General features: G+C 46.1%; 21 protein-coding genes. 16 read left to right on the forward strand and 5 right to left on the reverse strand.

Features of this window, described 5'->3' with window-relative positions:
- Positions 1-93: 93 nt before the first annotated feature.
- The 9 genes from PCH02S_RS09945 (at position 94) to PCH02S_RS09985 (ending at position 13,464) form a co-directional block, all read left to right on the forward strand.
- A complete protein-coding gene (locus tag PCH02S_RS09945) occupies positions 94-1,656 on the forward strand; it encodes a type 2 periplasmic-binding domain-containing protein (RefSeq protein ID WP_127452496.1) in 1,563 nt (520 codons plus the stop codon).
- 68 nt (positions 1,657-1,724) lie between these two features.
- Positions 1,725-3,920 carry a glycoside hydrolase family 88/105 protein gene (locus PCH02S_RS09950; RefSeq protein ID WP_127452498.1) on the forward strand — a complete coding sequence of 732 codons (2,196 nt, stop codon included), beginning with the start codon at positions 1,725-1,727 and terminating at the stop codon, positions 3,918-3,920.
- Positions 3,921-4,506: 586 nt separating this feature from the next.
- Complete coding sequence (locus tag PCH02S_RS09955) at positions 4,507-5,394, forward strand: ABC transporter permease (protein ID WP_246069022.1); 888 nt, start codon at positions 4,507-4,509, stop codon at positions 5,392-5,394.
- A 17-nt stretch (positions 5,395-5,411) separates the two neighbouring features.
- The gene (locus PCH02S_RS09960) at positions 5,412-6,287 is read left to right on the forward strand and encodes a carbohydrate ABC transporter permease (RefSeq protein ID WP_127452786.1); all 876 of its coding nucleotides are present in this window, start codon (positions 5,412-5,414) and stop codon (positions 6,285-6,287) included.
- A gap of 82 nt (positions 6,288-6,369) precedes the next feature.
- A complete protein-coding gene (locus tag PCH02S_RS09965) occupies positions 6,370-8,010 on the forward strand; it encodes an extracellular solute-binding protein (protein WP_164819501.1) in 1,641 nt (546 codons plus the stop codon).
- Positions 8,011-8,116: 106 nt separating this feature from the next.
- Positions 8,117-9,958: a hypothetical protein gene (locus PCH02S_RS09970; protein WP_127452504.1), complete on the forward strand. Its 1,842-nt coding sequence runs from the start codon at positions 8,117-8,119 to the stop codon at positions 9,956-9,958.
- Entirely contained in the window at positions 9,888-10,307 is a 420-nt protein-coding gene (locus tag PCH02S_RS09975; protein ID WP_127452505.1) for a helix-turn-helix transcriptional regulator, read from the forward strand. Before PCH02S_RS09970 ends, PCH02S_RS09975 begins: the two co-directional genes overlap by 71 nt.
- Positions 10,308-10,352: 45 nt before the next feature.
- Positions 10,353-12,545 (forward strand): family 78 glycoside hydrolase catalytic domain, encoded by a 2,193-nt coding sequence (locus tag PCH02S_RS09980; RefSeq protein ID WP_164819502.1) that lies wholly within the window; start codon positions 10,353-10,355, stop codon positions 12,543-12,545.
- Between the two features lie 34 nt (positions 12,546-12,579).
- Complete coding sequence (locus PCH02S_RS09985; RefSeq protein WP_127452509.1) at positions 12,580-13,464, forward strand: AraC family transcriptional regulator; 885 nt, start codon at positions 12,580-12,582, stop codon at positions 13,462-13,464.
- Here the strand turns inward: PCH02S_RS09985 and PCH02S_RS09990 are convergent.
- Positions 13,455-14,276, reverse strand: coding sequence for a phytanoyl-CoA dioxygenase family protein (locus tag PCH02S_RS09990; RefSeq protein ID WP_127452511.1), 822 nt, complete (start codon positions 14,274-14,276; stop codon positions 13,455-13,457). The two genes, PCH02S_RS09985 and PCH02S_RS09990, sit on opposite strands and share 10 nt — an antisense overlap.
- Positions 14,277-14,589: 313 nt before the next feature.
- Between PCH02S_RS09990 and PCH02S_RS09995 the strand changes: the two genes are divergently transcribed.
- A complete protein-coding gene (locus PCH02S_RS09995; protein WP_127452513.1) occupies positions 14,590-15,606 on the forward strand; it encodes a glycoside hydrolase family 130 protein in 1,017 nt (338 codons plus the stop codon).
- A 114-nt stretch (positions 15,607-15,720) separates the two neighbouring features.
- On the opposite strand, the gene PCH02S_RS10000 is transcribed toward PCH02S_RS09995, so the two are convergent.
- On the reverse strand, positions 15,721-16,023 hold the full coding sequence (locus PCH02S_RS10000) for a hypothetical protein (protein ID WP_127452515.1): 303 nt from the start codon (positions 16,021-16,023) through the stop codon (positions 15,721-15,723).
- Positions 16,024-16,237: 214 nt separating this feature from the next.
- On the opposite strand from PCH02S_RS10000, the gene sigK reads away from it, so the two are divergent.
- The gene (gene sigK / locus PCH02S_RS10005; RefSeq protein WP_127452517.1) at positions 16,238-16,939 is read left to right on the forward strand and encodes an RNA polymerase sporulation sigma factor SigK; all 702 of its coding nucleotides are present in this window, start codon (positions 16,238-16,240) and stop codon (positions 16,937-16,939) included.
- Between the two features lie 69 nt (positions 16,940-17,008).
- Entirely contained in the window at positions 17,009-17,683 is a 675-nt protein-coding gene (locus PCH02S_RS10010) for an ABC transporter ATP-binding protein (protein ID WP_127452519.1), read from the forward strand.
- A 575-nt stretch (positions 17,684-18,258) separates the two neighbouring features.
- On the opposite strand, the gene PCH02S_RS10020 is transcribed toward PCH02S_RS10010, so the two are convergent.
- Both PCH02S_RS10020 and PCH02S_RS10025 read right to left on the reverse strand, forming a co-directional pair.
- Positions 18,259-19,095 (reverse strand): alpha/beta fold hydrolase, encoded by an 837-nt coding sequence (locus PCH02S_RS10020; protein WP_127452521.1) that lies wholly within the window; start codon positions 19,093-19,095, stop codon positions 18,259-18,261.
- A gap of 82 nt (positions 19,096-19,177) precedes the next feature.
- Positions 19,178-19,816, reverse strand: a complete 639-nt coding sequence (locus tag PCH02S_RS10025; protein ID WP_127452523.1) for a hydrolase — start codon at positions 19,814-19,816, stop codon at positions 19,178-19,180.
- A gap of 306 nt (positions 19,817-20,122) precedes the next feature.
- Here PCH02S_RS10025 and PCH02S_RS10030 point away from each other — a divergent pair, with 306 nt between their 5' ends.
- From PCH02S_RS10030 to PCH02S_RS10045, 4 genes are all read left to right on the forward strand, one after another.
- Positions 20,123-20,296: a DUF1427 family protein gene (locus PCH02S_RS10030; RefSeq protein ID WP_082562415.1), complete on the forward strand. Its 174-nt coding sequence runs from the start codon at positions 20,123-20,125 to the stop codon at positions 20,294-20,296.
- Positions 20,297-20,394: 98 nt separating this feature from the next.
- Positions 20,395-22,227: an amidohydrolase gene (locus PCH02S_RS10035; RefSeq protein WP_127452525.1), complete on the forward strand. Its 1,833-nt coding sequence runs from the start codon at positions 20,395-20,397 to the stop codon at positions 22,225-22,227.
- A gap of 40 nt (positions 22,228-22,267) precedes the next feature.
- Entirely contained in the window at positions 22,268-22,462 is a 195-nt protein-coding gene (locus PCH02S_RS10040) for a CDGSH iron-sulfur domain-containing protein (RefSeq protein WP_127452527.1), read from the forward strand.
- 87 nt (positions 22,463-22,549) lie between these two features.
- Positions 22,550-22,987, forward strand: coding sequence for a Dps family protein (locus tag PCH02S_RS10045; RefSeq protein ID WP_127452528.1), 438 nt, complete (start codon positions 22,550-22,552; stop codon positions 22,985-22,987).
- Positions 22,988-23,145: 158 nt separating this feature from the next.
- On the opposite strand, the gene katA is transcribed toward PCH02S_RS10045, so the two are convergent.
- The gene (gene katA / locus PCH02S_RS10050; RefSeq protein WP_127452530.1) at positions 23,146-24,603 is read right to left on the reverse strand and encodes a catalase KatA; all 1,458 of its coding nucleotides are present in this window, start codon (positions 24,601-24,603) and stop codon (positions 23,146-23,148) included.
- Positions 24,604-24,684 lie beyond the last annotated feature (81 nt).

Below are 24,684 nucleotides of genomic sequence, written 5' to 3' on the forward strand. Positions count from 1 at the left end.
GATTGTCGATCAAAGTGGAATGTACTATTGTCAACCTTGTGCTCTGTTAAGGCGTTCGATACACAGAAGTTCATAACAAGGGAGGATCACAAAATGAAAGTAGGAAAAAACAAAAAAGTTGTCTTGGGCTCAATGATACTGATGCTGGCATTATCCAGTGTCGTGGTTGCATGCGGGAACAAAGCGGATACGGGAAAAAGTAATGCCGCAGGCGGAACGGAAGCACCGCTTGAAGTGAACATCATGACGATCTTGCTTACGCCGTCTCCGGCCGCAGATGATAACAAAATCAAACAGGCGATTGAAAAAGCGACCAACTCCAAAATGAAAATTCAATGGGTGTCCGGTAACAACTATACGGATAAATTGAATGTGACATTGGCATCCGGTGATATTCCTGATTTGATCACGATTAACGACCCGTTCACGTCGGTTTTCCGTAATTCCGTATCCCAAGGCGCTTTCTGGGATTTGACCCCTTACATCAAAGATTATCCGAACTTGAATTCCAAAATTTCCAAAACGGCTTGGGACCTGACGAAAATGCAGGATGGCAAAAACTACGGGATTCCGCGTCCTCGCCCGGCTGAAGCCGATTCCTTCTTCATTATTCGCAAGGACTGGCTCGACAATCTCGGGATGCAGGTGCCAACAACAACCGATGAGCTGTACACGGTTATGAAAGCCTTTGCGGAGAAAGATCCGGATAAAAATGGCAAAAACGATACAACGGCACTCGCGGCCTTCATGACGCCTCCGGCAGATATGGGAACGCTTGCGATGATCGAGAACAGCTTCACGGGCGCGAACGTGAAAAACGATAAATGGAAGCTGGTCGACGGCAAAATCGTCAATACCGCGCTGCTGCCTGAAACTCGCACTTCTATTGAATACTTGACTAAAATGTACAAAGATAAGCTGCTGCCGGAAGATTTCGCCTCCTACAAGCTGTCACAGGCAGCGGACCTGTTCAATGGCGGTAAAGCGGGCATCATTATGGATAAAGCGGGCACGATGAACGATCACTACGAATTGTTGAAAAAAATCGATCCGAACATGAAGCCAACTGATTTCTACCCGTTGACCAATATGAATGGATACAATCCGAAAGGCCCTGGCTTCTCCGGTATGATCTCAATCCCGAAATCCGTGCCTGAAGCGAAAATGAAACGCATCTTGAAAATGGTCGATACATGGATGAATGACGATGTATTCGCTATTCAGCAATACGGCATTGAAGGCGTGGATTACACGGTGAAAGATGGCCAAAAAGTGATCAACACCGAGCAGCTGGCCAAAGATAACGGTCCTGACTTTAACCAAATTGTCTATGTAGCAGATCCATATGCGAGCTCTACGAAGGTATACTTCCCGAAAGAAGCAAACGATCTGTTTATGAAAATTCAGGATGATCGTGCCAAAACAAGCGTAGCCGATATCAGTATCGGTCTGTACTCGCCAACAGCGCAAAAGCTGCTGCCTGAGTTTGAGAAAAAAGTACAAGATTTGAAAACAAAAATCATACTGGGCCGTGAGCCGATTACCGCTTGGGACGATTTCGTGACAAAAGCAAAAACAGATGCTGATTTGGCGAAAATGAGCCAAGAGATGACGGATGCGTACCAAAAACGCAGCGCTGGCGCAGCAGCTAAATAAAAATTAAATTTGGCAAGGGGCGGGGAAACTTCGCCCCTTTCTGCATTGGAATGGGAGAGGAAAAGACCATGGCTGAGCGTTACATTGACATTAATGAGAGCATTTATACGAAATGTGGAGACCGCGTAAGCGAAATATTGGCTACAGTAGCCGACAGATATGTTGGCAACAACCCGCCTCATCCGATGGCGTACCGAGCTTTTTGTGCCAATGGCATATTGAAGAATCACGATTATAGCTATGACTTTCATTTTGTAAATCGGTTTCCCGAGATTCAGAACGGACAGATCGTTTACGCATGGTCGCAATATTGGAGTGACGTGGAGACGCCGCTTAATTTCATCTTGCACTGCTATGGTCCGCTTATTTTGTATGCGAATGGGCAACCCATATATAAAGCGAATATCGCCGATGAACTGAATCCAAAACGCAGAACGGTCGTGACGATTCAGATGAAGAAAGGCTGGAATCATTTGGTGTTCCAGTTTACGAAAACGGAAGCGGGCTGTGGAGGTTCTCTGGGGCCAGGTTCCTATAAGAGCAACCCGATCCATTTCCTCGCACCTTCACCCGAGCGATTCGGCCACGAAGGTTGGATCTACACCGCCCCGCAGGATTATGTGTGGAGCCAGCTCCCGGGCGAGGGAAGCGCGGAAGGGGATCACGGCGTCGCTTGGTTTCCGGAGCTGGCGTGGAGAGATGCCGAGCAGGCGAAAAACCCGGTGGCCCGCATCTTCGGCGAACTCAACGAGGGCTATGTACTCGCGTGGACGAAGCTACGCTCCTTTTCGGCTGAACCACGGCAGGTTGAATTGAGTGGTCATGCGGAAGGAAGCATTGCGATTTATGTGGATGGAGAATTGAAAGCTAATATGGATCAAGCAGGTGCTTTCTACGCTGATCTGGAGTTAGCATACGGTGAGCATAACCTCGTCATCCAATGTTATGGTGAGAAAGGGAGCGCAGGCTTCCGTCTGGACCCGCTTTCGGCAGGCATTGAGCTTGTAGAGCCTTATCCCGTACATGGGGCGAAGGACGAGTGGCTTTATCTAGGGCCGTTCGGTGCAGAGGACGTGATACCTGATGTTGAAGCTTCGCTGTTTGCCTTGGTGGAAACGCAGGAAGGCGGAACCTTCTGGCGTCTGGATCAGCCAAACACGTGGGTGCGGCCGTTCACGGAAAATGCGTTGTTCGGCAAGTGGAACTATCCGCTTGGCGTGACGCTGTACGGGATGCTGCAGACCGGTAAGCTGCTCGGCCGCGACGATTTGCTGCAATATGTCTACAAGCATATTGAAACCTGCACGCGGCTCTACACCTATGCGGGCTGGGATAAAGCCCAATACGGAGCCTCAGGTGTGCTGAACACGCTGGCAACACTGGACAGCTTGGATGATTGCGGCTCATTCGGAGCAACGATGCTGCTTGCCCTGCAACATCAGCCGCTTCAAGGCGCTGAGCAGATTGCCGATGTGATAGCGAATTATATTAGCAAGCAGCAGGATCGACTGCCTGATGGATCGCTGTACCGCAAGCCGAAGCATGTTGATTTCCCGAACGCGACGTTATGGTGCGATGATTTGTACATGAGCGTGCCGTATATGTGCCGCTGCTACCAGCGGACGGGTGAAATCCGTTACCTGGAAGATGCAGCCAATCAATTCATCCAATTTAAGAAAAAATTGTACATCCCTGAGCTGCAAATCATGTCTCATGTCTATGACTTCGGGATCGATAAGCCTACGAAAATTGCTTGGGGCCGCGGCAATGGCTGGGTGATTTTCTCCCTATCCGAACTACTGGCTGTGCTGCCTGACGACCATACACAGCGCAACGAGCTGCTGGAGTTCTTTAATGAACTGAGCGAAGGCTACTTGCGCCTGCAAGGAGAGAACGGTCTGTGGCACCAAGTGCTGACAGAACCTGTCTCGTATGAGGAGACCTCGTGTACCTCCATGTTCCTGTATGCATTTGCTCGTGGCGTTCGATATGGCTGGCTGACAGAAACGGAGAAGTATATCGCAGCGATTCATAAGGGCTGGAATGGGATGGCCCGCATCTCCATCGATAAATTCGGCAACGTGTACGGTGTATGCCGCGGTTCGGGATATTCGTATAGCGTCGGCTACTATAAAGACGATCTCTCCTGGCTGCTTAATGATACGCACGGCATCGGTATTGTGCTGCTTGCCGGCATTGAAGTGCTGCAATTGGAGCGCCATTTGGGCTCAAGAAAGACCGCTACGGAAGGCGTTATTTCGTAATTGCAAGGACGTGGTCAATTATTTCAAGACTTGACAAGAGATAGTAAAAAAAATAATCTATATGTATCACAAGCGACTTTTTTATTAACTAAGCGAATTTGTTTTATTACAAGCGAATTTTTTGAAAAATTAAGCGATCAGAAGGAGACCTCTTGAAAAAGAGAGGCTCCTTTTTTTGTGCAAAGAAATCGAGATCAATGAGATCATCTTTCTTTGTTAGCGTTCTTGAAGCGGTATTATAGCGTTCTTTCCCAGTAACGGGTAGCGTTCTTGAAGCGTTCTCTCGTATCAAACCCCCTCCAGGTGAGACATGGAGGGGTTATTGGTCTTTGCTGCTTTTCCCATATTGAAAAAGTTGAGGTAAGTGAAAAAGGTGAGATCAGATGGCTATGTAAGAAATGTGATCTACTCGGAAATGTGTGAATTGTGAGGGCGGAGATCACGGGATAAGATAAATCCAGAGTTTGGCAAGGCGATTCAAGGTTATTGAACGGAACATCAAATGTTGAGGAAGGTGAGACAAATAGAAAAGCTGCTCAATACGACAGTAACTGGAAAACTCAATAGAAGACGGGGATTCGATCGCATGCGTTTCCGGCAAAACGTCCCCATTATGCTTATGTTTTTACCGGCGCTAGCCTTTTTTCTTATCTTTCGATATGCACCTATCGGAGGCTTGGTTATTGCCTTTAAAGCGTACAATTTTGGTGATGGTGTATTCGGAAGTCCCTGGGTAGGCTTCAAAAACTTCGAGATTCTGTTCTCGCAACCTCAAATGCTGCGAATTATCCGCAATACAATTATTCTGAGCTTCCTACAAATTGTTGTCGGGTTTCCGTTCCCCATTTTGTTAGCCATTCTTTTGAACGAAGCGAGGAAGTTGTGGTTTAAAAAACTGGTGCAAACCCTTGTGTATTTGCCTCATTTTCTGAACTGGGTCATCATTGGCGGTATTATTGCCCTCGTGTTTGCCCAGGAAAAAGGGTTCCTGAATCACTTTGTTACCCAATGGTCAGATGCACCTTATCCTTTTTTGTACAAAGAGAACAGTTGGATCGCGATATTTGTTGGCAGTGGGATATGGAAAGAAGCAGGTTGGAACGCCATCATTTATTTGGCCGCTCTTGCTGCCGTCGACCCGTCGCTGTATGAAGCGGCCAGCATGGATGGAGCAGGTAAGTTAAGGCAAATTTGGAGCATTACACTACCGGCCATATTGCCAACCATTGCGATCATGTTTGTGCTATCGGTTGGCCACTTCATGGAGGTCAGCTTCGACCAAATTTATGTGCTGCAAAATTCGGCGGTATCCGCAGTCTCGGATGTCATCTCCACCTGGAATTTTCGGGTGGGCATTAATGGCGGCCAGTTTAGTCTGGCTACGGCAATGGGCTTTTTCGAGTCGATGGTGGCCTTATTGCTCGTCATTGCAGCCAACGTAATTGCCAAACGAACAGGCAATAGTCTTTGGTAGAAAAGGAGGGTATTCTCATTAAAGCTTCGTCTACAGAAAAGATTTTCTACTTGATCAATTATGTCCTTCTTGGGGTTATAGCTGTCAGCTGCTTACTCCCTATGCTGCATATGCTTGCCTTGTCTCTCAGTACCAATGATGCCATCTTATCCGGATTTGTCAGCTTATGGCCGATCGGATGGAATTTCGAGACGTACCATAAGCTTTTTACAGGCACACGCATTTTGCAAGCGGCTCGGAATAGTGTCGAGGTGACAGTGGTCGGAACGTTCCTCAGCATGCTGTTCACCTTATTAGGGGCATACCCCTTATCGAAAAAGTTTATGTACGGACGCAAATTTTTCACTATGCTGATTGTGTTTACGATGATTTTCAATGGAGGATTAATTCCGACTTATCTTGTTATCAAATCACTCGGATTGATTAATACCTATGGCGCTCTTTGGCTGCCCGGACTCATAAGTGTCTATAACATGCTGGTTATGCGCTCATTCTTTAACGGCTTTCCAGAGGAGATCGAAGAAGCTGCCCGCATCGATGGCTGTGGAGAGGTCAGGCTGATGCTTCAGATTATTTTGCCGCTTTCCTTGCCGGTAATCGCCGCACTTACGCTTTTCTACGGTGTCGGCTACTGGAACTCCTTTTTCAGTGTCATGATTTACATCAACGATTCCAGTAAAAATACGCTTGCTGTACTTATTCAGCAAATGATTTCCAGCCAGCAGCTGCTGCAGGAAATTGCAAACACGTCTTCGGAAGATCTTACATCCGTCACACCGGAGTCGATTAAAGCGGCAGGGGTATTTGTCATGATCGTACCCATGCTGATCTTATATCCTTTTCTGCAAAAGTATTTTGTGAAAGGCGTAATGATTGGTTCAGTCAAAGGATAGGTTGAACATCTGATTTTCTGACAAGTCTGCTCTTCCTAAAAGAAGAATGCTTGTATACAATACTAAACAGGAGGGTTCTTATATGAACAAAAAAGTGCTAGTCATCTCCACGGTTGCGTTGACGCTTACGGCAACGTCACTGGCAGGCTGCTCCAATAGTAAGACCGGAGAAGCACAACAAACATCAACCACGCCTGCTACTTCGGCATCTGCGCGTGCCATGTCCCTCTCGATGTCGTTTTATGATCGGGGAACGATTGCCCCTGATCTCGGGACTGCCGAAAACAACATTTGGACGAAATTCATCCAGGATAAAACCGGAATCAATTTGAAAATATCGCCCGTTCCGCGTGCGGAATCCGTTAACAAGCTGAATACCCTTGTCGCGTCAGGTTCAGCGCCGGATGTTATTTTAGAATACGATGTGGGATTCCGCAATCAACTATATTTACAAAAACAGATCATGCCCATCGGAGATTTGATTGAAAAAAATAGTACGACATACAAGCAGCTGCTAAATAAATTTCCTCTCCTCAAAAAACTGAGCACGAGGGATGACGGGAAAATTTATGACCTGGGCCGCATTCTTGGTTATGTGCCATACAGTTATACGGTGATTAGGCAGGATTGGCTGGATAAAATGAAGCTATCGGTGCCCAAAACAGCGGATGAATTGTTTCAAGTTGCGAAAGCGTTTGCAACGCAGGATCCTGACGGTAACGGCAAGAAGGATACATACGGCTTGAATATGGCCGGAGGCGGCAGCTTAATTGATCCTATGTTCCAGAATGTGACCTGGATTCTCAAAGACGGCAAGTGGGTGAAGGATTGGGATCGGGCCGAGGCTGCGAACGCTTTCCGCAAGAAGCTTTTTGATGAAGGCATCGTCGATAAAGATTTTCTGACCGATAAGAATGGAAAGAAAGCCGAGCAGGATTTTGTTACAGGTAAAATAGGGATCTATACAGCTGCAGGCTCATACAAAGTGTTTACTTCTCAATACGAAACCTTGCGTAAAAATGTCCCGGGTGCCAAGCTGGTGGCCATCGCGCTACCTTCCAGCCAATTTGGCAGCTTTTCGCCTGATTTCAATCCACCGGTGCAGTTGACGGGTGTGTTGAACGCCAAAACGAAAGATCCTGAAGCGGCCATCAAAATGATTGATTATTTGAGCTCACCGGAGTGGGTCAAAACCACCTATAGCGGCATTGAAGGCACACATTACAAAGTTGAAAATAACAAAGAGGTTCCGATTAATGCGGAGAAAAATAAGAAGGAATTGGACTGGTTGGGCGACTTCCGTATGTTAGGCGGCCAATACGTTTATAACGAGTTTGATACGACGATGAAGGGCTTTGATCAAAGCATTCCGCTTCAGAAGGAGTTTTACGATCTCGGCAAGGACGTATTCAGCTTGAACATTACAAAGGACCGCCCGTTAGCCAGCATCACGCTTGGCGGGTTCATGCCTACGCTTCCTGCTGACATGCAGTTCATCTCCAAGAACTTGCTTGATTCCACCAGCAACCCGATTGGAGACTTATGGAATAAAGCGATTGTAAGCGGATCTTCGTATACATCGGCTCAAGCCAAACAGGATGCGATCAATCTTTGGAAAAAATCGGATGGCGATAAGCTGGAAGCCTGGTATCAGGATTGGTATACGAAAAATAAGGATACGATGGTTAGCCAGAACGACTTACTTTCTATGAATTTTAACTAAAAGAGTATGGAGAATGCTGTCGGTGGATGTCTGCCGACAGCCTTGTTCGTACCGTCCCTAATAGACGGTTTCGCCGTTTCATTTCGATGCCCGAGGAGAGCATGCCATGTTAAAGAAACATTCTTGGTTTTACCGTTTGGTCACAACCTACTTGCCAATTGTCTATTTGCTTGTATTCATCTTGTTTTTTGTTTTCTTCATGACAATGAATAAGCAGTCCCAAACGCAAACTGTGAGTGCCAATGAAGCATTTACGCGATACACCATGCTTCAGCTTACCTCGATTCTTGGCAACATCGATCAGAATGTGAATGCGGCAACCGTTAATAACAGGGAGTTTAATCAGTATATGTTTCAGCTTCACGATTCTGACGATAATCCGTATTTGCTGCGCAGCAAGGTAGCGGAACTTTTCAGGCAGGTTCAGGCAGGATTTCCATTCATTCAATCCATTTACTTTTATCGCAATATCGATATGACGGTGCTCGGCACGGAGATGTACCTGCCACTTGCAGAGTTTGGTGATCGCGATTTCGTACAGGAGCAGATGAAACAGCCGCTTCCAAGCATTTGGACGAATGTAAGAACCTACAAAGTTCTTCCTTCTCAACCTTATGACGCTCAAGTTGTCTCCCTCGTGAAAAAGGTCCCTTTTCTGACGGAGCCAAGCGGCATCCTTATCGTGAATATTGATGTTTCGAGCCTGACCTCTTGGTTGCAAAACATCTCTGCTAACTCCATCAGTTCTATTACATTAGTGGATCAAGCAGGGCAGCTCATCGGGCAAAGTAAAGTGAAAGCCAATAAGGACATCCTTAACCTGAAGTTTGAGGAGACCGGGTGGACGTTCAACAGCGGGATAAAAGAATCCTACCATTATGGCTTTTTTTCCGAGCTCTATTATAGTTGGATCATTCTCGGAGTTGTGATGGTTCTGATTGCTTCGGCCTTAATTATCTACTTGTCCAAACGCTATGCAAGGCCGATTGATGCGAGTATGAGCCGAATATCCGATTATTTAAACGTCAGGCAGCCGGGCGGAGAATTGATTTCGGTTGTCGATGCAGCTGTAGACAAGATTATTGATTTCGCTGATCGTTATCAGTCGGAGAGTAATTTGAATTTGCCGTATCGCCAAAAATATTTTTTTCAAGAACTTCTGACAGGTGATCGTCCCATCAGCCAAGACGAATTGATCGATGAGATGCAGAACTTTGGCTTCCCTTGCAATTGGCATTCTTTCAATACGGCTAAATTGGAAATTGATAGAATTAGCGATTTTACAGAAAGCTACTCCACGCGAGATCAGGTGCTGCTGAAATTCGTCTTGTCGAACGTGTTGAAAGAAACCGCTGAGCAGTATGGGATAGGCATTTGGAGTGAATGGATATCTGTGGATAAAATGAGTATTCTGTTTGGCGCGGACGGCGAACTTTCAATGAGTGACATTAGCGCCATTTGTGAGAGTATGCGGGCGTGGGTTGAAGCCAATCTTGCCTTCACGGTGACGATCGGCGTTGGGAAAAAGACCGAGCGTTCGGAGCATATCGCCGAGTCCTACGAGCAGGCTGTTAAGGCTGTGCAATACCGCTCCGCATTGGGAAATAATCGCGTTATTCATTATGAGGTCATCGCGCGGCAGACGGAAACCGAGATATTTGATATTTTACAGTTAATCCGCACAATCGTTCAGTTGTATAAAAGCGGAAACGATGAATGGTATAACCAGTTCGATTTTCTATTCAAAGCAATCAATCGCGAGTTGTATACCCGGGACGAGTTGAAAAACCTGCTTTACTATATGACCTTTACGTTTACACGTGAATTGTCTGAATTTCCCAGTGAATATACCGAGTCATGGCGAGTGGAGGGACTCGATGGACGATATCAGAAAGATTCTTCTGGAACGGCTCAGCACCGTTGCCGAGTTATGGAAGCAGCTGCGTGAAACTAAAAATCACAGGCTGCTGATTCACGATGTGAAAGCCTATATTGATGCCCATTACGCAAATGCAGATTTATCCCTGCAGATGCTTGCCGAACAATTTTCACTAAGTAAAAATTACGTCAGCCGCTTATTTAAAGAGGAAACAGGTGAAAATTTTATCGATTATTTAACGGCGCTGCGCATCTTTCATTCGAAGCAGCTTTTGGAAGAAACGGGCACTTCGATACAAGATATCGCCGGACTCGTTGGTTATGAGCACTACTTTTCGTTTAACCGGGCGTTTAAGAAGCTAACCGGCTTCCCGCCGAGCGATTTTCGGAAGAAACGTTTCACTGACAAAATACTGTAATACGGAGTCTGGCGTGTACTTATGATTAAAGAGGAGATGGTTGGGTTGTCAGCAAAGTGGCAGGCAGATTGGTTGACTGATCATTCATTTATAAATGTAAAAAAGCCTGATCTCTACCATAAAGAGCTTGAAGTACGTGAGGTAGAACCGCATCGAACCGATTTACAGCATCACCATTGGTATGTAAGAACCGTTTTTAGGCTGGATGAGAAGAGCTTGAATGAGGAGGAGATTTGGCTTCATCTAACGGCTGATGATTATTACAAGCTGTATATAAACGGTGAGTTCGTTTGTCAGGGGCCGGCTCAGAGCGATGCGAATCATTACTATTTCAACCGTATCCATGTTCGTTCAAATTTAAAGGCCAGGGAAAATGTCATTGCCATTCATGTCTATTATCAGGGGCTGTTAAATCGCGCTTATAACAGCGCCGACTACAGGCAAGGTGTGGTAGCAGAACTGTGGGCAGGCGAGAATTTGCTGGTTAAAACAGATCGTACATGGAAAGCGAAGCGGGTATATGACAATCGGCCCGGTGTCGCTTTCGGCTATGACACGCAATTCACCGAGCATGTGGACGCCAGGCAATCGGAGAGAGGGTGGACAGAAGTCGGATATGACGATTCCGATTGGCAGTATGCTGAATCGGCGGAAAATATCGATTATACCTTTGTTCTGCAGCCAACTCCGCTAGTTGACGTCTATGCGAAGCAGCCATCGTATGTCCGTCAGCTGGCACCTGGTCATTATTTGATCGATTTCGGAGGAGAACTGACGGGCCAATTCGCCATGATGGCGCATGGAAAAGCAGGAGAAGAAGTGCAGATATGGTCCGGGGAAGAACTGCTGCCGGGGGATCAGGCTGTACGGTACGAAATGCGCTGCAATTGCCTTTACCATGATCAGTGGACACTATCCGGTGACAGCGATTTCTTCCAAACGTTTGATTACAAGGCGTTCCGCTATGTAGAGGTGCAAGGACCAGAGGAATCTCTGAGCCCTGCATCCTTCCATGCTCTGGTAAGACATTATCCGTTTGATGCGCAGAGCTGTTTGCTTCATAGCTCGGATGAGCGGATGAATCAAATTTTTGACATTTGCAAAAATGGTGTCCAATACGGCTCGCAGGAGAACTTCGTGGATTGTCCCAGCCGAGAGAAAGGCCAATATTTGGGCGACAATACGATTATCGGTCACTCGCATATGCTGCTTAGCGGCGATTTACGGTTATATCGCAAGGCGATTGAGCAATTCGGACGCAGTTCTTTCGTCTGTGGAGGGCTCATGGCCGTTGTGCCGGGACATTTTATGCAGGAAATAGCTGATTTTTCTTTACAGTGGCCGATGCAGGTCATGACGTATTTCAATTACAGTGGCGATAAGGCATTTCTTCAAGAGATGTACCCGTATGCGGAAGGGTTGCTGCAGCATTTTGAGAAATTTGAGCGTGAAGATGGCTTGCTGCAGGGGGTTGCGGATAAATGGAATCTTGTCGATTGGCCGCAAGGTTTGCGCGATAACTATGATTTTGAATTAACCAAGCCGATTGGCCCTGGCTGTCATAATGTCATCAATGCCTTATATATCGGCTGTGTGCGTTCGGTGAACAAGATGTGGGATTTGCTGGGCGTCAATTATGAGAATCGGCTGCCAAAATTAAAGAAAAGCTTCGTGGACGCCTTCTATGATGAAGAGAAAGCCTTGTTTAAAGATTCCGAGGAAAGTAGGCATCATGCTCTGCACGCCAATGTTCTTCCTTTATTATTCGGCATCGCCCCTGATCAATCCGTCGTGGCTATCGTAGACATGATCCGAACCAAACGATTCGCTTGCGGCGTTTATTTTTCCTACTTCGTTATGAAGGCACTTGCAGAGGTGGGAGAGTATGAATTGATCTATGATTTGCTTTCGTCAGAGGATGAGCAATCATGGGGGAATATGCTGAAAGAAGGAGCAACGACATGCTTCGAGGCGTGGGGGAAGGATCAGAAATGGAACACCAGCCTATGCCATCCTTGGGCAAGCGGACCCGTTCCTGTGCTGATTGAAGACATTATTGGACTCAAGCCTGCCAAGCCGGGTTGGCAAGAAATCGCATTTCATCCGCAGCTTCCGGCAGCTTGGACATCGTTTTCGCTGCAGGTACAAGTTCCAACCGGAAAGATAGAGCTCAGTTACAACAACGGGGTATGGACCGAAAGCTTCCCGCCAGGTATCAAGGTTAAAAGAGCGGAGTAAGCGGACAAACGTAGAGGGAGAGGGGGCTAAACTTATGGTTAATCATACCAATAACCAATTTCTGGAAAGTGAAGTTTTTCCATTCTACGCAGCCCCCTTCGAACTCCCGGCAGGAAGGTACGTAGCTCCGCACAGCCACGAATTCGTCGAATTTGTCTATATTGTCGAAGGTGGCGGGATGCATACATATAAAGGAATTGAACACAGGCTTCATACAGGTGATGCGTTCATCATTGAACCCGGCATGGAACATTCCTACAGAGTGGGGGAGCATGAACAGCTTCTTGTCTATAATGTACTGTTTCATCCGTCCTTGATTTTTCATGAGTTGGAAAGGCTGAAGGAAGACTCTTCCTTTTTTGATTTCTATTATGTCGTTCCCTTTATGCGCCAATCGGTCAAAGATCAGCCCTCGCTATGGCTGTCCCCCGTCGAGCAGAGCGTATTTAAGTCATTGCTCGATGAAATTGTTCGGGAATTTACCGTGAAAGACCATGGTTACCGCTCAATGATCCGGTCGAAGCTGGTGGAATGCTTCGTTTTTTTAAGCCGCTGCAACCGCAAGAATAACGAAAGCGTAAGGCTTGCGAGTCCATCAGAAAAGCAGGCGATGGAACAAATCGCCCGCTTTATTGAACGTCATCTGGAGAAGCAGCTTAAGCTGGCCGAGGTTAGCCGTTTGTGCGGGATGAGTGTTTCTACCTTCAAAGCCAAGTTTAAAGCGAATACAGGACGTACGTTTCTGGAATACCGCAATGAAATGCGAATTATGGCCGCCAAACGGCTGTTGGTACAGACTGAACTCAAAATGATAGAGATCGCCCAAGAGGTCGGCTTTGAGGACGTCAGCTTATTCAACCGCACGTTCCGACACTTAACCGGCATGTCTCCCAGCCAGTATCGAAAAGATCAGCTTTGAGCAGGGATTTTGGCAAGCAGCGGGAACATAGGCCCGCGCAGCGGTTCCTCCGGCGTATAGGTCTGCCCATCCAAAACCATATGAGGTTTCCCGTTAAACGTGGTACCGTCAGGCATATAGATGATGGCGTAAGCGCGTCTAGGCTTGTCGGTTTTATTCGCATGCGCATAATGAAAGGTAAGACCGTCATGAAATGTGCAGCTGCCTGCTTTCAGAGGTACCACGACCGGCTTCCGCTCAGCCAATTCGGTTCCCTGAACAAAGTCGAAAATATTAACCGGATCGTGCAACGAGATATTCGTTAACTTCCCCACCTTATGAGATTTCGGTACAAACATCATGCAGCCGTTATTCTCATCTACATCATCGAGTGCAATCCAAATGCTCATACAGCCGTCCTCATTCATCGGCCACTTCGGAGAATCTTGATGCCATGGCGTGGCATTCGTGTCCCCGGGCATTTTCCATAACGCATGATCGTGGAAAAAACGAATTCCTTTCGCACCTGTCAAACGTAAGGCAATTTCCGCAAATCGGGGGTGAAAGGCGAAGGTCGCCATGCCGCCGTGATCTCTCCAGGTGTTCACCTTTTGATTAAGGACTCTGGCGTATGCGGGGTTGTCTTTCCCCGTTTTCACCGATAAGCCTTCCTTCGCACTCATCGACTCCTCCATATATTCGCGTAATGCGGCAAGCTCATCCCCATCCAACAAATCATTGACTTGAACAAATCCATTTTCTCGATAAAATTCAATCTGATCCTGAGAGATGTAGCGGTCTGCCGGGTGTTGGCTGAATAGCTGTTCCTTCATGGCGATCGTCCTTTCCGTATTGATTTGGCGTTCCTTTATAAGATAAGTATAGAAGCATCGTTCTTTTGGAGCTAGGAGGATTCGCCGATGATTCGGGCAGATTAGCTGAGGATCATTGAAGGTCGGAAGCGATTCACAGCACACGGCCGAGACGATGCTTCACATCACACGTTAGTTTTCCGGACAGCATCCATAAAAATCTGGATATTTTCTAAACTTTCACGGATATGAGGCGTTCACTGGACAGTTATATAATGAGATGAACGGCAAGACACAATGGATAATAGATAATTCATAATCAGGAGGCACCACCATGAAAATCACAAGACATCCCGCTAACCCAATCGTGGTTCCGGGCATATACGACTGGCGTAAAGTGACGGTCTTTAATCCAGCTGTCATTATCGACAACGACAAGTTCTACATGATTGAGCGTACGGCAGAATCGTTGACGCCTTGCAAAAACTTCCTAGGACTATTGGAAAGTGATGACGGCGTTAATTTCCGTCATGTGGTGGATCAACCGATCGTTACACCGGACATGCTCGGATTTCCGTACGGCAGCGTACAGGACCCACGTGTCGTCAAGATCGACGATACGTTTTACTTGAACTACGCGTTGCGTCCTTGCGCAATGAGCTACTATCCGACCGGAGCCGGTATTCCGGAACGTTCAGTTCCGACATATCCGGACGGCTGGGGGGAGAAGCCGGAGCACTGGTTGACCCGTTCCGGGATCATGACGTCGAAGGACCTCATTAACTGGGAGTACCTGTGTGATACGACGCCGCTTGATATTAATGACCGGGACAACATCCTGTTCCCCGAGAAAATTAACGGCAAGTACGTACTGCTGCGCCGTCCGGAGGAGTATGTCGGTGAGAAGTACGGTACGGAAAAAGCAGCGATGTGGATCACCTATTCCGACAACCTGATCGACTGGGAAGAGCCAAAACTGCTTGCCAAAGCGGAAAACGACGATTGGGAATTCAAGAAAATCGGCGGATCCACGCCTCCGATCAAAACAGATAAAGGCTGGTTGACCCTGTATCATGGTGTTGATAAAGATACCGTGTACAGAGTCGGGGCCCTGCTGCTCGATCTGGAGAATCCGGAGAAAATCATTGCCAGAACCCATAATTTCATCATGGAACCGGAAACGTATTACGAGAAGTTCGGCTTCCAGATTCCAAACGTTATTTTCCCGACGGGGAATGTAGTGAAAGACGGACTTTTATATATTTATTACGGTGTTACGGACACAGCGATCGCTCTTGCGACAGTGCCGCTTGACGAATTGGTCGACTATATTTTGAACGAACCGAAATAATGTTTTTTTCGAACTGCTCTTTCAGCGAGACTTTGGCTGGGGGGCAGTTTTTTATAGTGGCAAGATTAAATACTGGGATTTCTTTCGATTTCATCTTTCCTCTACACCATGGTTTTATTTAAATTTATCAAGACATGCTATGGGATTTGTAGTCGTATATGCAACAATAAGCCATTTGCTATCTATTAATTCTAGTGTGACTGTATCGATAAATGGAGTAATTGTTCCATTTACCATAACCTCTACTAAAGCTTCCTTTGTTCTGCCTATTACACGAGCATTAAATATAGAGTTCTGTTTGGGAGGATCAATATCTCTAATCTTCAAAATATGATAACTTTGTATGTCCCCATACCAAAAACGATAATTTATTACTAATTGCGGATTATGGTCTGGAAATAATTCCTCTGTGTTCATTTTTCCTCCATATGTAAAATGGAACGAGTCTTTTGTAACTGTAGGTATGTATTTGAACCAGCTGGATTATTGAGCTTTCCCAAACTCAGACGAATTCAAGTAACTTATCCCGTACAGGCACTTCTAGGCACAAACCCACATACACTAATACTAATCTTTAAAGCGGAGGCTTCCGAACCAACTAAGATCCGCTAACATTGAGGGGGTGGCTGGAATGCCTGGAATTTTCAGTGCAATTGCTGTGTTAATCAAGCAGTTAACATTACTCGTATCCTACGTCAAAAATAACGCGTTTCCACAACCTTTAACGGAAGAAGAAGAAGAAAAACATCTTAGACTGATGGCCGAAGGCAATGATTATTCAAGGAATAAACTGATTGAACACAATTTACGGTTAGTTGCCCATATAGTAAAAAAATTCGACAACACTGGGGAAGATCTGGAGGATCTGATCTCGATCGGAACGATCGGCTTGATCAAAGCCATCGAGTCGTTCTCCCCGAACAAAGGGACAAAGCTGGCGACATTTGCGGCGCGTTGTATCGAGAACGAAATACTTATGCATCTTCGCTCATTGAAGAAAACACGCAAGGATGTGTCCTTGCATGATCCCATCGGAACGGACAAAGAGGGGAATGAAATTACTTTGATCGACATCCTTGGGACGGAAGCCGACGATGTCGTAGATAAAGTGCAGCTCAAAATAGAGAAGAGCAAGATTTATCGGAACTTAGAGATTTTGGATGATCGCGAGAAGGAAGTTGTTGTCGGGCGGTTCGGGTTGGAGCTTGGCGGAGAAGAGCGGACGCAGCGGGAGATTGCGAAGGAGCTGGGCATTAGCCGCAGCTATGTATCACGGATTGAGAAGCGGGCGCTGATGAAGCTGTATCATGAATTTTATAAGGCGAAGCGGTAAGGTCGGTCGAACGTGTCTAATGAATCGCATACTTCATTTATTTGGGATCAGATAATGGAGGCGAAGAGCATGACCTTAATCCAGATTGAGCATGTGAGTAAGAGCTATGTGATGGGCGGGGAAACGATTCGTGCGTTGGACGATGTTTCGTTAGATATCGATCACGGTGAGTTCGTGGCGATCATGGGTCCGTCGGGGTCGGGGAAGTCGACGTTGATGAACATTTTAGGCTGCTTGGATGTTGCGGATGATGGGGACTATGTGCTGGACGGGAAGGCCATTAATCGGCTCAAGGATGCGCAGTTAGCTGAAATAAGGAATCGGAAGATCGGGTTCGTTTTTCAGAACTTTAATTTGCTGCCACGGTTAAATGCTTATGAAAACGTAGAGCTGCCGCTTATTTACCGGGGCATGAATAAGCGTGAAAGGGAGCCGCTTGTCATGCAGGCATTGGAAGCGGTAGACTTAGTGGAACGCAGGAAGCATTTGCCTTCGGAGCTGTCTGGGGGCCAGCAGCAGCGCGTTGCGATTGCCCGGACATTGGCCGGCGATCCAGCGATAATACTGGCGGATGAACCGACGGGAGCGCTCGACTCGAAGACGGGCGTGGAGATTTTGGAGATTTTTAAGAAGCTGAATGAGCAGGGTAGGACGATTATTTTAATTACACATGACCAGGCGATTGCGCAACAGGCGAAGCGGGTAGTGCATTTTCGGGATGGGAAGTTGAGTGAAGTTGGATAGGATGAGGGCCGGGACTCCAGTGGGTTCCGGTTTTTTTTTTTCAAATTGTTTGATTTATTCTACCAGCTACAGAACCTAACGGAATCATTACATGCAAAGTGAGCGAGTTAAGAAACAATACTGACCATAGCATCCAGAATGTGCTTTTACAATCAAACTCGCGATAAGAATGAGATTGAATAATAGGACTTTGTACAATAACCCATTAAAAAGAAGGATCTAGCCTAGACTGCTTCTATTTAAATAAATCCAATTTGGTTTCCATACTAAGTAGCTCCAATCCCATGACTTCATTATCAGTTACGTTATCATGAATTAGAGTTTTGCACCACAACTAGAATAACCGTGGATTCAAAAGGTTTCTGCTTCGAGGTTTACCCAAAGTAAGTCTGGAGGTCGGGTGACTTTCGATTGCCTACAATCTGCTGAAGAAAGCAGTAGTGGATGCCAAAAACGAAAGAGCTAAGCGCATAGCCGCTTAGCTCCCCTTTTCATTTCAAATATTCACTTTTTTACGATGAGATCTGTCCCGAATATCTATAATTGTTACTTTTGGGATAGCCTCTTCATATAATTTAGTTTTTAAGGAAGTTAATCAAAGCGGTATTGAATTGTTCAGGGTGAGTCGCGTTCAAGCCATGCGGTCCACCTTCAATTACGACGAGTTGACTGCCTGAAACAGCTTCGTTGGAAAGTTGACCGCTTACTTCAAGCGGCACAATCGCATCGGAATCGCCATGGATAACAAGTAATGGAATATCAAATTTGGCCAAATCGCCACGGAAATCCGTTCGGCCGAAGGCATCAACGCAATCTAGCGTCCCCTTTGGCGAAGCGTAAGTAGCAATATCAAGGTTGTAAACACGGAAGGACTCGCTGACCAGGTCGGTTCTATCCCCTGCTTTAAAGAAATTGTGAGTGAAGCCGTCAAGGAAGGCGATACGGTCTTTTTTCAAACCGTCTTGGAAGTCCTGAATGGTGCCTTCATCCAGACCACCTTCCGGATGCTCAGCGGATTTGTAGAAGAACGGCGGAACTGCAGCAGCCAACACGGCTTTTTTGACACGGCTTGTTCCGTATGTGCCAACGTAACGGGCAACCTCTCCGCCACCCATCGAAAATCCGACCAGTGTCACGTCCTTAAGGTCCAGATACTCGATCAGCTTGTGGAGATCCGTCGCAAACGTATCATAGTCGTAACCGGTCCACGGTTGGGAGGATTGCCCGAATCCACGGCGGTCATATGTAATAACGCGGTAGCCTGCATCGATGAGCGCTGGAACTTGACTCTCCCACGAGCGCCCGCTCAACGGCCAGCCATGGATCAAAACGACAGGTTTGCCTGCGCCAAGATCCTCAAAATATAGTTCAATGGGTTGCCCGTTTTCTGTTCCTACTGTTAATTTAGCCATGTTTCATATTTCCTTTCGAATTGGTTTTGGTTAGGCTGAGACAGTCAAAATGAATTGACTATCTTTTTTTGGAATGAATAGGTTACCCTCCATGGCCGCCAAACATCGTTTGAGCATAAACAATACCCGCACCGTAGGCGCCACTGTGTTGCAAAGCAATCTCCAAAACGGCATCATACGTTTCTTGACGCGCCCAATCGCGCTGATACTCAAGAAGAACAGACAGCCAAGTCACGGGAATGGCTCCTGCTTGAATCATGCGTTGAACGGACATGTCATGTGCTTCCGTCGTCGTCCCGCCTGAAGCATCCGTTACGATATATACTTCATATCCATCTTTGATGGCTGAAACTACAGGAAAAGCAAGACAAACTTCTGTCCACAGAGCTGCCATAATCAGCTTCTTGCGACCTGTTTTCTTCACGGCCTCCACGAAGTTTTTGTCTTCCCAGGAGTTCATTGTTGTTCGGTCAATTGGCTTTTGATCAGGAAATACAGCTTGAATGTGCGGATGAATAGGACCAGAAAACGATTCAGCAGCAACTGTTGTAAGAATAATTGGCGCATTGAAAACTTTAGCGGTTTTAGCCAGTCCAACCGTATTGTTAATAATCGTTTGGCGATCGGCGCTTTGTACACCAAAAAGCATTTGAGGCTGATGGTCTACTAGAATGATAGCGGAGTTCTCAGCAGTTAGTAAATCGGACTTGTCGTTAAACATGTAAAAATCCCTACTTTCTATTTATGATTGATTACAACAGATCCACAAATATGAGAACCCGAACCTGCTGCATGTAACAAGTCTATTGAAATGTAAAAGGATGAACAATCTTCATTTTTCTATAAATCCCATAGGTGAAAACTATAGATTATAAAGAAAAAATAAAAATAATGTATAAGTGATTTCTATGGCTGGTATAGAGAAAGCCTTATTGATAGAAAAAATCCTGACTTATAAACTTAAATAGAAAGTAAATGATTGAACAAAGAACATCATTAATGACTGGATTGAAGGAGGAAAGTTAGTATGTGGGGTTCAATGCTTCTCGCTTTAGCTACAGGTATCATCATTGGCGTTGTTTTTCAATCGCTGAAGATCCCCTCTCCGGCGCCGCCTTTTTTGGGATTACTTGGTCTCTTAGGAATGTTTTTAGGACAACGTTTGATGCCTTGGATACAACTTTGGCTAAGCCGTAAGTAAACCCAATATATGACAAAGGAGAACAAAATAATGTCTGAGAAACCGACGATTGTTGAAGCAACCCTAGTTCCCATTAAATAACAAAGGAGAACATAATCATGTCTGAGAAACCAAGGATTGTTGAAGCAAGTTTAGTCATTCATAATGCCAATATTGTGACCATGGACGATTCTAATCCAACTGCAACAGCCATTGCAGTGAAGAACGGCCAATTCCTGGCCGTGGGGGACGATGCCGAGATCATGAAATATGCTGGACCTACCACGCAGGTTGTGGACGCGAATAAACGAATGTTGATTCCAGGTTTGAATGATTCTCATATTCATCTTATTCGAGGCGGCCTCAATTATAATCTCGAGCTTCGATGGGATGGCGTGCCATCCGTTGCAGATGCCTTGCGGATGCTGAAAAAGCAGGTGGATCGTACGCCAGCACCCCACTGGGTTCGTGTTGTTGGCGGTTGGACGGAATTTCAATTCGCGGAACGTCGAATGCCAACTTTGGATGAAATCAATCGAATTGCTCCGCATACGCCGGTATTTATTCTCAATCTTTACCGTCAGGCTTTTTTGAATAAAGCAGCATTACGAGTCATCGGATATACGAAAGATACGCCGAATCCGCCAGGTGGAGAAATCCAAAGGGATAGCCAAGGGAATCCGACAGGAATGCTCATCGCTAGGCCTAATGCTACTATTTTGTATGCGACCCTAGCGAAGGGACCGAAGCTTTCATACGAGGATCAAATCAATTCAACTCGATTGTTTATGAGGGAATTGAATCGATTCGGAGTTACAAGCGTTATTGACGCTGGTGGGGGCTTTCAAAACTACCCTGACGATTATCAGGTATTTGATGAGCTTGATAGACGTGGAGAAATTACGGTTCGCACGGCGTATAATTTATTCACCCAGCATCCCAAAAATGAACTGAGTGATTTTAAAGCATGGACCGCTACGACGCAGCCTTACACAGGCAGTTCCTACTATCGTCATAATGGTGCAGGTGAAATGCTTGTTTATAGCGCAGCGGACTTCGAAGATTTTGTTGAACCCCGTCCGGAACTTCCCGCTGTACTGGAAGATGAACTATTCGAAGTAACCCAGCATCTCGTAGAGCAACGTTGGCCATTTCGTCTTCATGCCACTTATGGGGAATCGATATCGCGTTTTCTCGATGTATTTGAGCGCGTGAATAAAGAAGCTCCGTTCAAAGACTTGCGCTGGATTCTGGACCATGCGGAAACGATTCAGGAGAAGGATTTGGAGCGCGTCATCGCATTAGGCGGTTCGATCGCTGTTCAAAGCCGAATGGCTTTTCAGGGGGAATATTTCGTCGATCGATATGGGGCCGAAGCAGCGGAAAATGCGCCTCCGATTACCAAGATGATTAAATCCGGATTGCGTGTTGGGGTAGGGACAGATGCTACCAGAGTAGCCAGTTATAATCCTTGGGTTGCCTTATACTGGTTAGTGACGGGCAAGACACTTGGCGGGCTAATCTTATACCCTGCTTCCAATCGTTTAGAGAGGCATGAAGCGCTTCGCATGTATACAGCAGGAAATGCATGGTTTTCAAAAGAGGAAGATGTGAAAGGGCAAATTAAAGAAGGTCAATATGCCGATTTTTCGATACTTTCTGATAACTTCTTTCATGTCTCCGAAGAAGCTATTAAAAAAATTGAATCTGTTTTCACTGTTGTAGGAGGCAAAATTGTCTATGGTGCTAATGAATTTCAGCCTTTGTCGCCGCCAGCTCCCCAAGCAAGTCCAGACTGGTCTCCGCATAATATCTTTGGAGGCTATTACAATGGAACAAGTTACGGAGGAGGCGGAGCGGGGGTTCAGGCACCTCAAAAGGCACACCATCATCATGGATGCAACCATCACCATGGCAGTGGCTTCTGTGACCTGGATTGCTTCGTTTTCTAAGTATGTTTCACCAAAATAATCCAATAGGGGCGAGATCATCATGTCTGAAGTTACGATCAAAGTAAACGATAATGGGCCATTGCGTATTACAGGCAAAGTAGAAATGGTGGATGCGGTGGGCAACCGTTTTGAGACCAAGGAAAGCTTTATTCTGTGCCGGTGCGGCTTATCCAGTCAAAAACCGTTCTGCGATTTGACTCATAAAGGTAAGTTTGAAAGCGCTGCTCGAGCTTAGATTAAAAGATCAATATCGATTTGTCTATATTTTGTATAGCTTAAGCTAATAGTTGGAAATGTTGCTAAATTCGAAAGGAGCTTTTTGATGACAGAAAAACTAACGGAAGTGCTTAACACCCAGATCGCTAACTGGAGTCTGTTGTTCACCAAACTTCATAACTATCACTGGTATGTTAAAGGGGTGCAGTTCTTCACTTTGCATTTGAAGTTCGAAGAACTTTATACAGAAGCTGCACTTCATGTGGACAATCTTGCCGAGCGTCTGCTGGCATTAGGCGGTAGTCCGGTAGCGACACTTCATGAAATTATCGAAAAAACTTCATTAAAAGATGCAGCAGGCAATGAGAATGCAAATGAGATGGTCCGCACGCTTGTAGCTGATTTTGGGATTATAGTGAGTGAGCTGAAAGAGGGCATGAATACTGCTGACCGTGAAGGTGATGAGACAACTGGGGATATGCTTTTGGCCATTCATAGCTCCCTGGAAAAGCATGTATGGATGTTGAAATCGTACTTAGGATAATGGATTGTTTCAAGACCTGAAAGAGAGTGGCTTTAATAAGCTACTTTTCTTACAGGTCTTTCGCTTTTAATGTAACTTATATATTGCTAATAGCAAAAATAGAGCAGTTCCCCAGCTATCATTTGCTGTGTGAACTGCTCTATTTCTGACGGATCGTATTAAGTCAGTTGTGGAACTCTCAAACCAAGCCCATTGGCGATGGCTTGCCCCCATTCGGGTTCTGCTTGAAAAAAGTGAGAGATTTGACGGAGTTTAATTTCATCTTTCTCCACCGGCTTCATAGCATTTACTATGTTATATACTAATCGTCCGCGTTCTTCTACACTAAGCAATCGATACAGGTCGCCGGCTTGAGTGTAATGATCATCTTGGTCATATGGGACGCTATCGGCTGAACCGGTTATCTCAAACGGGGCTGTCTTGTACGTTTCAGATTCGGCAGCTCCGCCATAACTATTTGGTTCATAGTATATCGAATTTCCCTCATTACGATCGGAACGCATCTGTCCGTCACGCTGGTTGTTATTCACTTCAACGATAGGTTTATTGATAGGCAGTGTATTATGGTTCGTGCCGACCCGATAGCGATGAGCATCGGCATAGGCGAATAAACGGCCTTGAAGCATTTTATCCGGCGAAGCTTCAATACCGGGTACGAACGCCCCAGGGGAGAAGGTTGCTTGCTCAACTTCGGTAAAATAATTTTCAGGGTTTCGGTTGAGGACCATGCGTCCAACCTCGATAAGAGGGTAATCTTTCTGCGACCACACTTTCGTTACATCGAAAGGATCGAAACGATAGGTCTTGGCATCTTCCATCGGCATCATTTGTACATACAGCTTCCATGCGGGGAAGTCGCCTTTGTCAATGGCATTAAATAAATCCTCGATATGATAATCTGGGTTTTCACCGGCCAGCTTGGCGGCCAGCTCGACATTCAGGTTCTTCACGCCTTGTTCCGTTTTAAAATGATATTTGACCCAAATGCCTTGTCCGTCCACATTGACCCACTTAAACGTATGGCTTCCAAAGCCATGCATATGACGCAGAGTCGCAGGAATACCACGATCGGACATCAAGATAGTGACTTGATGCAAGGATTCGGGAGATAAGGACCAGAAATCCCAAACAGCATTGGGGTTTTTTAGATGAGTTTGAGGGTGGCGTTTCTGGGTATGAATGAAATCCGGAAATTTAATGGCATCCCGAATGAAGAAGACAGGCGTGTTATTGCCCACCAAATCATAGTTCCCTTCTTCCGTATAAAACTTTACAGCAAAGCCACGCGGGTCACGTACGGTATCTGCCGATCCCAGCTCACCTGCTACCGTGGAGAAGCGTATAAATACGGGTGTACGTTTGCCAACCTCAGACAAAAAGCTGGCCTTTGTATAGGCGGAAATATCGCCCGTTACTTCAAAATATCCGTGTGCGCCAGCACCTTTGGCATGCACAACACGTTCGGGGACGCGTTCCCGGTTGAAATGAGCAAGCTTTTCCAGAAGGTGGACGTCTTGAATAAGGGTTGGACCGCGTGAGCCGGCAGTCATGGAGTTCTGGTTATCTCCAACGGGAGCGCCCCAACTTGTAGTTAAATGGCCATTTTTGGTTTCCATGTACAAACCTCCAAAGTAATATTGAGTACAACGATGAGCCATGGTGAACCGGAATTACCGGATACGATACCGATTCAATTC

It is taken from the genome of Paenibacillus chondroitinus NBRC 15376 (assembly GCF_004000765.1).
Taxonomy (GTDB): domain Bacteria; phylum Bacillota; class Bacilli; order Paenibacillales; family NBRC-103111; genus Paenibacillus_E; species Paenibacillus_E chondroitinus.

Coding starts and splice junctions, on each gene's coding strand:
- PCH02S_RS09945 (WP_127452496.1), top strand. CDS start 94: ATGAAAGTAGGAAAAAACAAAAAAGTTGTCTTGGGCTCAATGATACTG.
- PCH02S_RS09950 (WP_127452498.1), top strand. CDS start 1,725: ATGGCTGAGCGTTACATTGACATTAATGAGAGCATTTATACGAAATGT.
- PCH02S_RS09955 (WP_246069022.1), top strand. CDS start 4,507: ATGCGTTTCCGGCAAAACGTCCCCATTATGCTTATGTTTTTACCGGCG.
- PCH02S_RS09965 (WP_164819501.1), top strand. CDS start 6,370: ATGAACAAAAAAGTGCTAGTCATCTCCACGGTTGCGTTGACGCTTACG.
- PCH02S_RS09970 (WP_127452504.1), top strand. CDS start 8,117: ATGTTAAAGAAACATTCTTGGTTTTACCGTTTGGTCACAACCTACTTG.
- PCH02S_RS09975 (WP_127452505.1), top strand. CDS start 9,888: ATGGACGATATCAGAAAGATTCTTCTGGAACGGCTCAGCACCGTTGCC.
- PCH02S_RS09985 (WP_127452509.1), top strand. CDS start 12,580: ATGGTTAATCATACCAATAACCAATTTCTGGAAAGTGAAGTTTTTCCA.
- PCH02S_RS09990 (WP_127452511.1), bottom strand. CDS start 14,276: ATGAAGGAACAGCTATTCAGCCAACACCCGGCAGACCGCTACATCTCT.
- PCH02S_RS09995 (WP_127452513.1), top strand. CDS start 14,590: ATGAAAATCACAAGACATCCCGCTAACCCAATCGTGGTTCCGGGCATA.
- PCH02S_RS10000 (WP_127452515.1), bottom strand. CDS start 16,023: ATGAACACAGAGGAATTATTTCCAGACCATAATCCGCAATTAGTAATA.
- sigK (WP_127452517.1), top strand. CDS start 16,238: ATGCCTGGAATTTTCAGTGCAATTGCTGTGTTAATCAAGCAGTTAACA.
- PCH02S_RS10010 (WP_127452519.1), top strand. CDS start 17,009: ATGACCTTAATCCAGATTGAGCATGTGAGTAAGAGCTATGTGATGGGC.
- PCH02S_RS10020 (WP_127452521.1), bottom strand. CDS start 19,095: ATGGCTAAATTAACAGTAGGAACAGAAAACGGGCAACCCATTGAACTA.
- PCH02S_RS10025 (WP_127452523.1), bottom strand. CDS start 19,816: ATGTTTAACGACAAGTCCGATTTACTAACTGCTGAGAACTCCGCTATC.
- PCH02S_RS10030 (WP_082562415.1), top strand. CDS start 20,123: ATGTGGGGTTCAATGCTTCTCGCTTTAGCTACAGGTATCATCATTGGC.
- PCH02S_RS10035 (WP_127452525.1), top strand. CDS start 20,395: ATGTCTGAGAAACCAAGGATTGTTGAAGCAAGTTTAGTCATTCATAAT.
- PCH02S_RS10040 (WP_127452527.1), top strand. CDS start 22,268: ATGTCTGAAGTTACGATCAAAGTAAACGATAATGGGCCATTGCGTATT.
- PCH02S_RS10045 (WP_127452528.1), top strand. CDS start 22,550: ATGACAGAAAAACTAACGGAAGTGCTTAACACCCAGATCGCTAACTGG.
- katA (WP_127452530.1), bottom strand. CDS start 24,603: ATGGAAACCAAAAATGGCCATTTAACTACAAGTTGGGGCGCTCCCGTT.